At 69.0% G+C, this 13962-nt stretch carries 16 protein-coding genes; 10 read left to right on the top strand and 6 right to left on the bottom strand.

The window, feature by feature from the left end; genetic code table 11:
* Positions 1-18 precede the first annotated feature (18 nt).
* The 7 genes from radA (at position 19) to JNK84_RS04590 (ending at position 7573) form a co-directional block, all read left to right on the top strand.
* Positions 19-1449 (top strand): DNA repair protein RadA, encoded by a 1431-nt coding sequence (gene radA / locus JNK84_RS04560; protein WP_293421020.1) that lies wholly within the window; start codon positions 19-21, stop codon positions 1447-1449.
* Between the two features lie 68 nt (positions 1450-1517).
* The gene (locus JNK84_RS04565; RefSeq protein ID WP_293421022.1) at positions 1518-2501 is read left to right on the top strand and encodes a Bug family tripartite tricarboxylate transporter substrate binding protein; all 984 of its coding nucleotides are present in this window, start codon (positions 1518-1520) and stop codon (positions 2499-2501) included.
* 156 nt (positions 2502-2657) lie between these two features.
* Entirely contained in the window at positions 2658-3323 is a 666-nt protein-coding gene (locus JNK84_RS04570; protein WP_293421024.1) for a DUF502 domain-containing protein, read from the top strand.
* 84 nt (positions 3324-3407) lie between these two features.
* Positions 3408-4400: a Bug family tripartite tricarboxylate transporter substrate binding protein gene (locus JNK84_RS04575; RefSeq protein WP_293421026.1), complete on the top strand. Its 993-nt coding sequence runs from the start codon at positions 3408-3410 to the stop codon at positions 4398-4400.
* A 160-nt stretch (positions 4401-4560) separates the two neighbouring features.
* Positions 4561-5169: a CvpA family protein gene (locus JNK84_RS04580; protein ID WP_293421028.1), complete on the top strand. Its 609-nt coding sequence runs from the start codon at positions 4561-4563 to the stop codon at positions 5167-5169.
* A gap of 121 nt (positions 5170-5290) precedes the next feature.
* Entirely contained in the window at positions 5291-6796 is a 1506-nt protein-coding gene (gene purF, locus JNK84_RS04585) for an amidophosphoribosyltransferase (RefSeq protein ID WP_293421030.1), read from the top strand.
* 30 nt (positions 6797-6826) lie between these two features.
* Positions 6827-7573 carry an SDR family NAD(P)-dependent oxidoreductase gene (locus tag JNK84_RS04590; RefSeq protein ID WP_293421032.1) on the top strand — a complete coding sequence of 249 codons (747 nt, stop codon included), beginning with the start codon at positions 6827-6829 and terminating at the stop codon, positions 7571-7573.
* 13 nt (positions 7574-7586) lie between these two features.
* Here the strand turns inward: JNK84_RS04590 and JNK84_RS04595 are convergent, their stop codons facing one another.
* Positions 7587-7997 (bottom strand): winged helix-turn-helix transcriptional regulator, encoded by a 411-nt coding sequence (locus JNK84_RS04595; RefSeq protein WP_293421034.1) that lies wholly within the window; start codon positions 7995-7997, stop codon positions 7587-7589.
* 106 nt (positions 7998-8103) lie between these two features.
* Here JNK84_RS04595 and JNK84_RS04600 point away from each other — a divergent pair, with 106 nt between their 5' ends.
* Positions 8104-8715: an NAD(P)-dependent oxidoreductase gene (locus JNK84_RS04600; protein ID WP_293421036.1), complete on the top strand. Its 612-nt coding sequence runs from the start codon at positions 8104-8106 to the stop codon at positions 8713-8715.
* A gap of 30 nt (positions 8716-8745) precedes the next feature.
* Here JNK84_RS04600 and JNK84_RS04605 read toward each other — a convergent pair whose 3' ends face one another.
* From JNK84_RS04605 to JNK84_RS04620, 4 genes are all read right to left on the bottom strand, one after another.
* Complete coding sequence (locus JNK84_RS04605) at positions 8746-9633, bottom strand: PhzF family phenazine biosynthesis protein (protein WP_293421038.1); 888 nt, start codon at positions 9631-9633, stop codon at positions 8746-8748.
* Positions 9634-9736: 103 nt separating this feature from the next.
* On the bottom strand, positions 9737-11143 hold the full coding sequence (gene der, locus JNK84_RS04610; protein ID WP_293421040.1) for a ribosome biogenesis GTPase Der: 1407 nt from the start codon (positions 11141-11143) through the stop codon (positions 9737-9739).
* Positions 11144-11152: 9 nt separating this feature from the next.
* Positions 11153-11437 (bottom strand): hypothetical protein, encoded by a 285-nt coding sequence (locus tag JNK84_RS04615; RefSeq protein ID WP_293421042.1) that lies wholly within the window; start codon positions 11435-11437, stop codon positions 11153-11155.
* 37 nt (positions 11438-11474) lie between these two features.
* A complete protein-coding gene (locus JNK84_RS04620) occupies positions 11475-12119 on the bottom strand; it encodes a tetratricopeptide repeat protein (protein WP_293421044.1) in 645 nt (214 codons plus the stop codon).
* 309 nt (positions 12120-12428) lie between these two features.
* Between JNK84_RS04620 and JNK84_RS04625 the strand changes: the two genes are divergently transcribed.
* Positions 12429-12989, top strand: coding sequence for a hypothetical protein (locus JNK84_RS04625; protein ID WP_293421046.1), 561 nt, complete (start codon positions 12429-12431; stop codon positions 12987-12989).
* A 97-nt stretch (positions 12990-13086) separates the two neighbouring features.
* The gene (locus tag JNK84_RS04630) at positions 13087-13575 is read left to right on the top strand and encodes a hypothetical protein (RefSeq protein ID WP_293421048.1); all 489 of its coding nucleotides are present in this window, start codon (positions 13087-13089) and stop codon (positions 13573-13575) included.
* A gap of 4 nt (positions 13576-13579) precedes the next feature.
* Here the strand turns inward: JNK84_RS04630 and JNK84_RS04635 are convergent, their stop codons facing one another.
* Positions 13580-13927 (bottom strand): arsenate reductase, encoded by a 348-nt coding sequence (locus tag JNK84_RS04635; protein ID WP_293421050.1) that lies wholly within the window; start codon positions 13925-13927, stop codon positions 13580-13582.
* Between the last annotated feature and the right edge of the window lie 35 nt (positions 13928-13962).

Genomic DNA, 13962 nt, shown 5'->3' on the forward strand with positions numbered 1-13962 from the left:
GGAGCAAAACCCTTCGCCATGGCTCGCGCTCTCACCACCTATGTCTGTCAGTCCTGCGGAGCGACCTACGGCCGCTGGCAGGGCAAGTGCGAGAGTTGCGGCGCCTGGAACACCATCGCCGAGGAGAGCCTGGCTGCGACCGGCGTCGGCGGCGCACCGGTCAAGGGCGGCAAGGCGGGCGGCGGCAAGACCAAGGGCCGCGCCTTCGCGCTGGCCGGCCTCGACGGCGCGAGCGAACAGGCCCCGCGCACGGAGACGCAGGTGGGCGAGCTCGACAGGGTATTCGGCGGCGGCCTCGTTCGCGGATCCGTGATCCTGCTCGGCGGCGATCCCGGCATCGGCAAGTCGACGTTGCTGATCCAGGCCTCGGCGCGCCTCGCGCGCATGGTTCACCGGGTCGTCTACATTTCCGGCGAAGAGGCGGTCGATCAGGTGCGGCTGCGCGCCGAGAGACTGGGCCTGACCGCCTCGCCTGTGGAACTCGCGGCCGAAACCAATGTCGAGGACATCGTGGCGACCCTCGCCGAGGGTCCGGCCCCGCGCCTCGTCGTCATCGATTCCATCCAGACCATGTGGACCGATACGGTTGAAAGCGCGCCCGGCACCGTCAGCCAGGTGCGCTCGGCCGCGCAGGTGCTGATCCGCTACGCCAAGAAGTCGGGCGCGGCGGTGATCCTCGTCGGCCACGTCACCAAGGACGGACAGATCGCCGGCCCGCGCGTGGTCGAGCATATGGTCGACGCCGTCATGAGTTTCGAGGGCGAAGGTGGCCATCACTTCCGCATCCTGCGCTCGGTGAAGAACCGTTTCGGTCCGACCGACGAGATCGGCGTGTTCGAGATGACCGGCAAGGGCCTGCGCGAGGTGCCGAACCCGTCCGAGCTGTTTCTCGCGGGACGGGACCTCGGCGCCCCCGGAACCGCCGTCTTCGCGGGCATGGAGGGGACGCGGCCGGTGCTGGTGGAAATCCAGGCGCTGGTCGCGGCGTCGACGCTTGGCACGCCGCGCCGCGCGGTGGTCGGCTGGGATCCCCAGCGCCTCTCCATGGTGCTGGCGGTGCTCGATGCCCATTGCGGCGTCAGGCTGGGCGGCCACGACGTCTATCTGAACGTCGCGGGCGGCCTGCGCATCGCCGAGCCGGCGGCGGACCTCGCTGTCGCTGCGGCGCTCGTCTCCTCACTGTCAGGAGCAGTGCTGCCGTCGGATGCCGTCCATTTCGGCGAGATCAGCCTGTCCGGCGCCGTACGGCCGGTGGCGCAGGCGGCGGCGCGCCTGAAGGAGGCCCGCAAGCTCGGTTTCGTCCGTGCCGTGGTGCCGGAGATCGCGCGCGGCGAACAGGCCGAAAGCGGCCTGACCGTGCAGGCCGTGACCCATCTCTCGACGCTCGTCGCGGACATCGCCGCCTCCGGCGTCGGGCGCGCCAAGCCGAAAGCCGTCGCCGGCGAGTAACCGCGCCGCCGCGATAGACGTTGGTATGGTTCTTGATACAGTCACCCCATAACAAGGGGAACCGAACCATGTCCTTCGTCATCCGCCGCCGCACGCTGATGGCGGGCCTCGTCGCCGGCCTTGCCGCCCCTTCCCTTGCTCGCGCGCAGAGCCAGTTCGAGGGCAAGACGGTCCGGCTGATCGTCCCCTTCCCCGCCGGTGGTGGCACCGATGTCGCGGCGCGCCTGCTGGCGGAGCGCCTCGGCCCGGCGCTGAAGGCCCGCCTCGTGGTGGAGAACCTGCCGGGCGGCGGCGGCTCGATCGGCTACCGGGCAGCGGTCGCTGCACCCAATGATGGCACGGCGATCCTGCTGACCTCCTCGGCCATCGCGACCATGCCGTTCCTCTATCCCGCGCGGAACTACGACCCGCAGAAGGAACTGATCGCCGTCTCGATGATCGGCCAGGGACCGAGCCTGATCTGCGTTGGGCCGCATGTGCCGGTGCGCACGCTGAAAGAACTGATCGACCTTGCCAAATCAAAGCCTGGCGAACTCTCCTACGCTTCCGCCGGGATCGGATCCGGCCTGCACCTCTCGTCCGAAGTCTTCATCAAGATGGCCGGCATCAACATCAAGCACGTGCCCTATCGCGGGGCCGCGCTCGCCACCAGCGACATCCTCGGCGGGCGGATCGACATGATCGTCGACATCCTGACCTCGGTGCGACCGCTGGTCGGCGACGGCAAGCTGCGCGCGCTCGCCATTACCTCGAAAGGACGGTCTCCGCTCGCGCCGGAATATGTGCCGGCGGCCGAGACCGTGCCGGGTTACGACTTCGCGGCCTGGTTCGGGGTCTACCTGCCGGCCGGCGCGCAACGGGCGCTGGCCGACGAGTTGCAGGCCGCGATCGCGACGACGCTGACCGATGTCGCGCTGAAGGAGCGCTACGCCGTGCTCGGCATGGAGACCGCCGGCACGACGCCCGCCGCCTTCCGCGCCTTCATGGCGTCCGAGCTCGACCGCTGGGGCCGGGTGATCAAGGACCTCGGCATCACGGCGGAGGGCGGCTGACCCCGCCCGACGCTTCGAACCGCGACCATGGCCGCCATGGACACATCCCTGTCCGAATAGGATGATCCAAGGCAGCGTCCCCGATCGGTTCGCGCTATCTTCACGCGAGTCGGCATCCACTTCGCTCGAAAGCGCCGCAAGCGTCCGGAGCCCGACATGAACTACATGCGCCGCGTCTTCCTCGCGGGCGTCCTGCTGCTGCTGCCGCTCGCCGTGACCGCCGGCGTGATCGGCTGGGGCGTGACCTTCATCTACGGCTTCGTCGGACCAGGAACCTTTGTCGGCCGCTTCCTGACCTCCATCGGGCTCGGCTTTTCGTCCTCGTCGCTCGTGGCCTATCTGATCGGCATCCTCGTCGTGCTGGCCGCTGTCTATGCGCTTGGCCTCATCGCCATCCTCGTGCAGGAGCGCCTTCAGGATGCGCTCGACCGGATCATGCGGCGCATCCCCCTGGTCGGCACGCTCTACGACCTGATCCGCCGTTTCGTCTCCATGGTCGACCAGCGCGACGTGGACGGACTGAAGTCGATGAGCCCGGTCTGGTGCTTCTTCGGCGGGTCGGACGGCGCCGCCGTGCTCGCCCTGCTGCCGAGCCGCGAGCCTGTCATCGTCGAGGGCCGGAACTATCTCGGCATCCTCGTGCCGACCGCGCCGGTGCCGATCGGCGGCGGCCTGATCCACGTGCCGGAGGACTGGGTGAGGCCAGCCGAGATCGGCATGGACCAGCTCATGAGCATCTATGTCTCGATGGGTGTCACGACGCCGAAGGGCCTCGCCATCGCGCCTCAGACAAAGGCGCTGCCACCCACCAAATCCGCATAACTCCCCACACCTTTTCCAGAACCCGCTCTCCTCTACCTTTGGCCGCTACGCGCCGCAGAGCGCGAATGACCACGGGAGAGCGCCATGACCATCGACCGACGCCTGTTCCTCGCCGGCGCCGCTGGCTTCGCCACGGCCGGCCTGGCAAGCCGCGCAATCGCGCAGGCGGCCTGGCCGAACCGCCCCGTCCGCGTGATCGTGCCGTTCCCGGCCGGTGGCACCACTGACGTCGTCGCCCGCATCCTTGCCGAGCGCCTGCAGGCGGGTCTCGGCCAGCCCTTCGTGGTCGAGAATCGCGGCGGCTCCGGCGGCGCCATCGGCGCCGACATCGTCGCCCGGGCCGAGCCGGACGGCCATGTCGTGATGATGCACAATCTGACCTTCCCCTTCACGACCATGGTGATGGAAGTGGCCGGGCGGCGCATGCACCGGTTCGAGGATTTCGCACCGGTCTCGCTCGCGGTGAACGTGCCGATGATGCTGATGGCGCATCCGAGCGTCAGGGCCAGCAACCTGAAGGAATATGTCGAGCTGCTGAAGTCCGACCGCTCGCTCAACTACAATTACGGCTCGACCGGTCCCGGCTCGACCATGCACCTGCTCGGCGAGATGGTGAAGAAGACCGGCGGCATCGAGATGCAGCACATCCCGTTCCGTGGCGCGGCGCCGCTGGTGCAGGACCTGCTTGCCGGGCGGGTGCAGTTCGGCGGCGACCAGCTGTCGTCGTCCCTGTCGCATCTGCGCGGCGGCACGCTGAAGGCGCTGGCCACCGTCGGAGACAAGCGACCGGCCGCGCTTCCCGATGTGCCGACCGTGCGGGAACTGGGTTTCGCCGGCATGGAGGTCAATGGGTGGAACGGCATATTCGCACCCGCCAAAACGCCGCCGGAGATCATCGCGCGGCTGCAGGGCGCGATCGCGGCGGCCATGGCGACGGAGGCCGTCCGCACGCGCCTGACCGGCATGGGGGCCGAGGCGACCGGTTCGGCACCCGCGGAACTGCAGGCCGCCGTCGATACGCAGATCCGCAATTTCCGGCCCATCATCGAGGAATTGCGCATCAACCCGGAGGGGTGAGCAGCTTCGGCCACAGGTCGCAAGAGAGCCCCCGGTAGCCGCGCCGCGACGGGGTGACGCGGGCAATCGGCCCCGCTATAAGCGCGTGGTCGCGCGAGACGACGACTCGGGCGCGCCTGCCACGTCCCTGCCTGTAACGTCCCTGCGGAGCCGAAAATCGATGCCGGTCACCTATCTCGATATCGGCCTCGCCGTGATCATGCTGATATCGGCGCTTCTGGCGATGGTTCGCGGCTTCGTCCGCGAGGTTCTGTCCATCGCTTCGTGGGGCCTTGCGGCGCTGACCACCTGGTACGCCTATCCGCGCCTCCTGCCGCTCGCACAGACGCAGGTTTCCAACGAGCTGCTGGCCAAGGCGATCGTCATCGCCGGCGTGTTCCTGACCGTGCTGATCGTCGTTTCGCTGATCACCATCCGCATCTCGGACGCCATCCTCGACTCCAAGATCGGCGTGCTGGACCGGACGCTCGGCTTCCTGTTCGGGCTCGCGCGCGGCCTCGTGATCGTGGTCGTGGCCTTCGCCTTCTTCACCTGGCTGGTGCCGGGTCCGAATCGGCCCGACTGGGTCACCAAGGCCAAGTCCTATGCCGTGCTCGACCAGACCAAGGACTGGCTGATCGCGCAATTGCCGCAGGACATCGAGGGATCTGATATCCTGCGCCGCCTCAACCGCAGCCAGACGCCGCCAGCGGCGCCCGGCGCGACGCCCCCGGCAACGACGCCGCCGGCCGCGGGCACCCCGCCCGCGACGCCGCCGCGCCAGCCCTGAGGCCAGGTCCATACGGCCATCGTGCATGGTCGCCGTGCATGGGGAGGCCCTTCTGTTCCGGCGTATCGGCCCGCATATGACGCGACGGGCAGACGACCGAGGCTTTTGAGACGAGGACCCGATGACGCCGTCGCTGGAAATCCGCCATCACGAGGCGGACCTGGACGAGACCGACCGGACGGATGGCCCGGATCTGGAGTCCGACCGCCTGCATGAGGAATGCGGCGTGTTCGGTGTCTTCAACCATCCCGACGCCGCGGCGCTGACCGCTCTCGGCCTGCATGCGCTCCAGCATCGCGGCCAGGAGGCGGCGGGCATCGTCTCGTTCGACGGCCAGCGCTTCCATTCCGAGCGCCGTCTCGGCCTCGTCGGCGACAATTTCTCCAAGCGCGAGGTCATCGAGCGCCTGCCCGGCCAGTCGGCCATCGGCCATACCCGCTATTCGACCACGGGCGGCACGATCCTGCGCAACGTGCAGCCGCTGTTCGCCGAGCTCGAGACCGGCGGCTTCGCCGTCTGCCACAACGGCAACCTGACCAACGGCCTGACGCTTCGCCGCCGGCTGATCGCTGACGGCGCGATCTATCAGGCGACCTCGGATACCGAGGTGATCCTGCATCTCGTCGCCCGCTCCAGGCGCAACCGCTTCACCGACCGCTTCATCGACGCGCTCGGCCAGATCGAGGGCGGTTATGCCTTCGTCGGCATGACCAACAAGAAGCTGATCGGCGCCCGCGACCCTCTGGGAATCCGGCCGCTGGTCATCGGCGAGCTTGACGGCAAGTTCATCCTCACCTCGGAATCGGTGGCGCTCGACATTATCGGCGCCCGTTTCGTGCGCGAGGTCGAGAACGGCGAGGTCGTGGTGATCGACGACAAGGGGCTGGAATCGATCAAGCCCTTCCCGGCCCGCCGCAAGCGTCCCTGTATCTTCGAATATGTCTATTTCGCCCGCCCGGACTCGATCGTCGACGGCAAGAACGTCTATGGCCTGAGGAAGCAGATCGGCGCGATCCTCGCGCAAGAATCCGGCGTCCCGGCCGATGTGATCGTTCCCGTGCCGGATTCCGGCGTTCCGGCGGCCATCGGCTACGCCCAGGCGGCTGGCATCCCCTACGAACTCGGCATCATCCGCAACCACTATGTCGGCCGCACGTTCATCCAGCCGACCCAGTCGGTGCGCGACCAGGGCGTCAGGATGAAGCACTCGGCCAACCGCGCCGTGGTCGAAGGCAAGCGCATCGTGCTGGTCGATGATTCGATCGTGCGCGGCACGACCTCGCGGAAGATCGTGCAGATGATGCGCGACGCGGGCGCGCGCGAGGTGCATTTCCGCATCGCCTCGCCGCCGATCAAGTTCCCGGACTATTACGGCATCGACATGCCGGATCAGGAGAAGTTGCTGGCCGCCCACATGTCGATCCCGCAGATGAAGGACTATCTCGGCGTCGACTCGCTGGCCTTCATCTCCATCGACGGGCTCTACCGCGCCCTCGGCGAGCCCGGCCGCAATGCCGCGCAGCCGCAATTCACCGACCACTACTTCACCGGCGACTATCCGACGACCATCACGGATCTCGTCGGCGAGGCCGCCAAGCAGCTGTCCCTGCTCGCCGAAGCGAGCTGAGACGGCGATTCGGGACAGTCAGCCAAGCCCATGACCGACAAGCCTCTTTCCGGGCGCATTGCCTGCGTCACCGGCGCCTCGCGCGGCATCGGCAAGGCGACGGCCCTCGCCCTGTCGGCGGCGGGCGCGCATGTCATTGCCGTGGCCCGCACCCAGGGCGGCCTCGAAGCCCTCGACGACGCCATCAAGTCCGCCGGCGGCGAGGCCGCAACGCTGGTTCCGCTGGACATCCGCGACGGCGACGGCCTCGACCGCCTCGGCCTCGCGATCCACGAGCGCTGGGGCCGGCTCGACGTGCTGGTGGCGAACGGCGCGATCCTCGGGCCGATCTCGCCGCTCGGCCATGTCGTGCCGAAGGAATGGGATCAGGTCGTCGCGGTGAACCTCACGGCGCAATGGCGGCTGATTCGCTCGCTCGACCCGCTGCTCCAGCAATCCGATACCGGCCGCGCCGTGTTCGTGACATCGGGCGCGGCCACGTCGTGCAAGCCGTTCTGGGGTCCCTATTCCGCGACCAAGGCGGCGCTGGACGCGCTGGCGCGAACCTATGCCGCGGAGACCGAGCAGACGCCGATCCGCGTCAATCTGTTCAATCCCGGTCCGATCCGCACCACGATGCGCGCGCAGGCCATGCCCGGCGAAGACCCGCAGACGCTGGAGGCGCCGGAAGCGCCCGCCGCCGCGATCCTGTCGATGTGCCTGCCGTCCATGACCGAGACCGGCCGGCTCTACGACTATCCGGCCCGCGCGTGGAAGGACTTCCAGCGCCCGGTCTGAGCAAGGTCCTCGATCAGGCCGCCCGGTCGACCCTGCCCGCTCCGGCATCGTAGCGCCGGCGCGCCGTTTCCACGGCGCCGATATGGGTCTCCGCCCAGAGACGCAGCGTGTCCACGGCCTGATGCAGCGTCATGCCCAGCGGCGTGATGGAGTACTCGACCGTGACCGGAACGGTCGGGATGGCGCGGCGCGACACAAGTCCATCGCGCTCCAGGCTCTTCAATGTCTGCGACAGCATCTTCTGCGACACGCCGTCGATCTCCCGCCGGAGCTCGTTGAAGCGCTTCGTGCCGCGCGCCAGCAGGATCAGGATCAGCACCGCCCATTTGTCGCCGATCCGGTCGAGCACGCGCCGCGTGGGACAGTCCGCAGCGAAGACATTGGGCGGCAAGCTGGCGACGACAGGCGGGGCGAGCTGAGCCATGGGCGTATCCTTCACGTAACCTCGTGACCGAAAAGTGCCTTCTTTACAGGTCGGTCTAGACGGCGCACTTAGTCTCCATTGGTTACTTACCACATGGAGCCTTTTCATGAAAGTCGCACTGCTCGGCGCTTCCGGCATGGTCGGATCGCGCATCCTCGCTGAACTCTCCCGTCGTGGCCATCAGGTTACCGCGCTGGCGCGCAATCCGGGCAAGATCGCCGCGCTGCCGGGGGTCACCGCCAAAGCCGTGGACGCCTCCGACCAGGCCGCGCTGGCGGCGGCGTTCGGTGGCCACGACGCCGCCATCAGCGCCGTGCATTTCACCGCCTCCGATCCAAAAGTGCTGATCGGCGCGGCCAAGGCGTCGGGCGTCGCGCGCTATCTCGTCGTCGGCGGCGCCGGCAGCCTCGAAGTCGCGCCGGGCAAGGCGCTGTTCGACACACCGGAATTCCCGGCGATCTACCTGAACGAGGCCAAGGCGGGCGGCGTATTCCTTGACCTGCTGAAGGCCGAGGCCTCGCTGGACTGGAGCTTCCTGTCGCCCTCGGCGCTGATCAGCCCCGGCGAGCGCACCGGTCGTTTCCGCCTCGGCGCTGACCAGCTTCTGATTGATGGCAGCGGCCGGAGCGCCATTTCGGCCGAGGATTATGCGATCGCCTTGGTCGATGAGCTGGAGGTCCCCAAGCACAGCCGCAAGCGCTTCACCGTGGGGTATTGAGCCGGGCGCGGCGGCTGGCTGCCTCGCGGGTCAGAGCTGTGCTTCGCCGCACAGGACCGGCACGCAGCCACCGCCGACCGTCGCCCGAAACCCGTCTTCGGCGCGGCGGGCCGTGACCCGAAGAAGGCTCGGCCGTCCCATCTCGACGCCCTGCGTCACCTCGAAGCCAGCGGTCTCGCCGCCGTCGAGAGACAGCAGCAAAGCGCCGAGCGTGGCGCTGGCCGAACCGGTCGCCGGATCCTCCCAGGTCCCGGCGAGCGGGGCGAACATGCGTGCGCGGATGCGGGCGCCGTCCCGCGCGTAGAGAAACAGCGACAGCCGCCCCCCGAGCCCGGCATGCGCCGCTTCCAGCCGACGAAAAGCGGCGATATCCGGCAGGGCGCGACCAAGTGCCTCCGAGCGGACCTCCGCCAGAACGAACCGCACGCCGACCGACGCTTCGATCGGCCGATGCGCGCCGGTGACGATGTCCGCCGCCGACAGGCCCGCGCAGGCGGCGATGCCGTCGACCGGCAGGACGGCGCTGGTCGAGAGCGCCTGGGGCGCTGCGATGGTGGCGGTCGTCACGATGCCGGCGGCATCGCGCTCGACCCTGATCTCGACCAGCCCGGCCAGTTCCTCGAACAGCAGCACGCCACCGCGATCGCGGCCGTGGCGCGCCAGCACGCAGGCCGTCCCGACATTGGGATGGCCGGCGAAGGGCATCTCGGCCGTGCGGTGGAAAATGCGCACGCGCGCGGTATGGGCCGGGTTCTCCGGCGGCAGGACGAAGGTCGTCTCCGAGAGGTTCATCTCAGCCGCGAGCGCCTGCATCTCGGCATCCGACATGCCGCGCGCGTCCGTGAACACCGCCAGCGGATTGCCCCCGAACCGGCGGTCGGTGAACACGTCGACGGTCTCGAAAGCATAGCTCGGCATGGCGGCCTCCCGGTCAGGACCGTGCCTTCATGCCATCGATGGCGAGCGTGCAGAAATGAAGATCGGCGATGATTGGGATCACGCCGACGGCGATCCGCACCCGCTACTGAATCTTCCGACCCGTCTCGGCGTAGGGGTTGTCCGTCTTCTTCAGGTGGAAGCGGATTGGCGTCCCGGCGAGGTCGAACGTGTCGCGCAGGCCGTTCACCAGATAGCGCAGGTAGCTGTCGGGCAATTTTTCGGGACGCGAGCAGAAGGCCACGAAGGTTGGCGGCCGCGTCTTGGCCTGCGTCATGTAGCGCAGCTTGACGCGCCGGCCGGAGACCGCCGGCGGGGGGTGGTGGTCGACCGTCTCCTGCAGCCAGCGCACCAGCGTGTTGGTGGTGATGCGCTTCTGCCACGGCACACGGGCGTCGAGGATCGCCTGCATCAGGCGGTCGAGGCCCTGCCCCGTTTCGGCTGAATTGGCGACGACCGGGCAACCCTTGATCTGCGGCAGCCAGTGGTCGGCCTCCTCGCGGAGCTTGGCGGCCTTGCCGCCCTTGTGCGGCACCAGGTCCCACTTGGTGAAAGCGAGCACGACGGCCCGGCCTTCCTTGGCGGCGAGATCGGCGATTCGCAGATCCTGGTCCTCGAAGGGCTTCTCGGCGTCCATGCAAACGACGACGACCTCGGCGAAGCGGATGGCGCGCAGCGCGTCGGCCACCGACAGCTTCTCCAGCTTGTCCTCGATCTTCGCGCGCTTCCTCAAGCCAGCCGTATCGACGAGCCGGAACCGGCGCCCGCCCCATTCCCAGTCGACGGAGATGGCGTCACGCGTGATGCCGGCCTCCGGGCCGGTCAGCATGCGGTCCTCGCCGATCAGCGCGTTGACCAATGTCGACTTGCCGGCATTCGGACGGCCGACAATGGCGACGGGGATCGGCTTCTCGAGATCCTCGGGCGGCGCTTCCTTGTCACCGGCACTGATGCCGTCGTCCTCGTCAGCCTGGGCGTCGTCGTCCTCGGCGGTCGGCTCGGGCATGAGCGCCGCCAGCGCGTCGTAGAGCTCGTTGAGACCCTCGCCATGCTCGGCCGAGAGCGGCACCGGATCGCCGAGCCCGAGGCCGAAGGCCTCGTAGGCCCCGGCCATGCCGACCTTTCCCTCGCTCTTGTTGGCGGCGAGGATGACCGGCTTGCCGGACTTGCGCACCATCTCGGCGAAGGAGCGATCGTCGGGGGTGAGGCCGACGCGCGCGTCGATCATGAACAGGATCGCGTCGGCGAGGCGGATGGCCTCCTCCGTCTGCTGGCGCATGCGCGATTCGAGCGTGCCCTCGCGGCTGTCCTCGAGACCAGCGGTGTCGATGATGGTGAATTCGAGATCGGCGAGGCTCGCCTCCCCCTCGCGCCGGTCGCGCGTCACGCCGGGCCGGTCATCGACCAGCGCGATGCGCCTGCCGACGAGACGGTTGAACAGCGTCGACTTGCCGACATTCGGACGGCCGACGATGGCGAGGGTGAAGCCCATGGGATCTGGTCAGCGGCCGCGGCGCGGCTGTTCGGCCGGCGGCTGCTCGGCCGGCGGCGCCTGCGACGGCGCATTGGCCGGCTGCGGGATGGAGCGGTCGATGCCGGGGACGCCCTCGGGGAACACCGCCTGGCGATCACCGGGCAGCGGCGGCTGCCGGCGCTCGAACATCGCGGGGATGTCCTGCAGGCTCTCGCAGCCGCCAAGGGCGACGGCGGCGAGCGAGACCGCCCCGGCGCGCAGGAAGAAGCGGCGATCGGCGCGGAGACGGGTCACGGGGCGGGAGCTATTCATGGTGCGTCCATCGGGCTCGCGGAAAGGGCGCGCCGGCTCAGGAGCCGGCGGTGAAGACGGTCGACATCAGTTCGGCGCGGCCGCGCACGCCCTGCGGCGTCTCCGTGTCATCGGAGATGGCCTTCAGCCAGCGCTCCGCACCGGGCTTGTCGCCCGCCTTGAGGGCAGCCAGCGCCAGAAGCTCGCGCGCCGAATGGCGGAAGGCATTGCCGGCAACCGCAAGCGTCTCGACGCGGCGCGCGACCTCGGCGGCGGGCGCGGTATCGACCAGGAGGTAGGCGGCGCGGACGCGGGCGACGTCCTGCAGCAGCGGGCCGATCGCGGCATCGGCGGCGAGCGCGTCGTAGGCGCGCACCGCGCCGTCCTTGTCGCGGGCCGCAAGTTCCGTCGCCTGGCGGAAGCGGGACAGGATGCGGTAGCCGGACGGGGCGTCGGCCGCGAGCGCCTGAAACTGCTTCTCGGCCTCCGTTCCATCGGTCCGCGACAGGCGCAGCGCTGCCTCGAAGCGCGCGCCGGCCGCCGCCGATGCCTGCGCCTGCTGATATTCGTAGAAGCGCCAGCCGCCGATGACCGCCACCACCAGCACGGCGATGGTCAGCATGTGCGGCCAGAATTTCTTCACCAGCGCCTCGAAGCGGGCCTTGCGCAGGTCCTCTTCGACTTCGTCGAAAATGTCGGCCATCGTTCCGTCCAGGGCAGCCGGCGGGAGCATCGGTCACGCCAGCCTGAAAAGCGGCGCGGAACCTATCAACTCCCCCTCTCCGACGCAAACGCGGCGGAGGTACGGCAGGAGCGGTTCGCTCGGAAGATGCCGGGCGCGGCAGTGCCACTTGCACGATTGTTGTGACAAATGTGCCCGCCTTCCCCATCCACGCCACAATTGGGGACCACAGGAGCTTATCCTCGATCCATGTCCGCTGCGGTCCGGCCCGATCTGGCCACGCCGCCTCGGAAGTGTTAGCGGTTACGTCTCACGCGTGCTCCCGGTCGAATGAACACAGCTCTTCAGACATCCGCCGATCCCGCCGCCGTCGAGGCACCGCCCTTCCCCGGCGATTCCTACGATCCGGCGCGCGCGCGTCAGGCGGCACGCCGGCTGAAGGGCGCTCGCTGGCGCCGTCTGGTCCTGTTCTTCTCGGCCATTGTCGTGGCAGGCGCCGCCGCCGGCGGGTTCACCCTTGCCAACCGCGATGCCCTGATGGCCGCCATGCCGCCGCCGGCTTCGCCCGCACCGGTCGCCGTGGCAACGCCGGATGCATCCGCCCCCTCCCTTGCCTCCGCCTCGTCGCGCTCCGTGCAGCTGCCGGGCGCCGCCTCGCCGGACAGTGACCCGAACAAGGTTCAGGCGCGCGTGGTGATGCCTGCCGATCCGGAGCCGCCGGCGCCCGCGGCCGTGCCGGTCCAGATGCAGGACAGCCAGAGCCCCGCGACGCCGCGCTCGATCCCCCTTGGCGGCGGACGCTTCGCGGCTGCCGACGAGACGCCCGCCTTGCCGGCCGGCGCGCTCGGATTCGCGCCGGTCCCCGCGCCGCGGCCCTCCTCCGCTCCCTGAGCGGGACCTCCCGGACCGAAACATCCCGGCGAAAGCCAGCCACGCGGCCGAAATGCCGCGCGCCTAGGAAGTCCGAACTCGTTCGGAGCCTTTTCCCATGCGCGTGTTCGGCTGGGCCTTCGCCTTCGCCCTGATCGGCCTCGTCGGCGGCTATGCCGCGACGCTCGGCATCGGCATCGTCCTGATGGAGGTTAATGGGGTCTCGCAGCGCGAAGGCGCCGCTGCCATGGGCCTCGCCTTCATCATCGCGCCGATAGGCGCCTGCGTCACCGCCATCGTCACCGCGTCGACGGCCGCCGTGATCACGGGCAGGCGGGAGCGAGACCGGCTCGGCGGCACGCTCCCCCCGCGCCAGCCATGGGGCCGGACCGCGCGCGGGGCAGCCGGCGGCCTCGGCGGCTTCGTTCTTGGCTACGGCGCGGCGGTGCTGATCCTGTTCGCCTTCTACCAGCTTCGCGGATCGCCCTATTTCGAGACCTATGTCTGGGCGCTCGCCGCCGCCTGGCTCCCCGTTGTCCTCGGCATTGCGGGCGCTGTTGGCGGCGCGCAACTCGCGATGCGCGAGAAAGCCGCCCCCGCGACCTGACGCATCAGGCGAAGGCTTCGGCGTAGCGCTCGGGCTTGAAGCCGACCATGACGTCACCCGAGCGCTCCAGCACGGGCCGCTTCACGATGGTCGGATTGGCGAGGATGAGGCCGAGCGCCTTGGCGCGATCGAGCCCCGTCTGGTCGGCCGGCGGCAGCGCCTTGAAACTCGTGCTCTGGCGGTTCAGCACGGCCTCCCAGCCGAGCGTGTCCATCCAGCTTTCGGCCTTGAGCCGCTCCAGCCCCTCCGCCCGGAAGTCATGGAAACGGTAGGCGATGCCCTTCGCGTCGAGCCAGTTGCGCGCCTTGCGCACCGTGTCGCAGGTGGTGATGCCGTAGAGGGTGACTGCCATGCCTGGCTCCGCCGGGGTCGCGATTCGCGGACACC

The organism is Phreatobacter sp. (genome assembly GCF_016793595.1).
GTDB lineage: Bacteria > Pseudomonadota > Alphaproteobacteria > Rhizobiales > Phreatobacteraceae > Phreatobacter.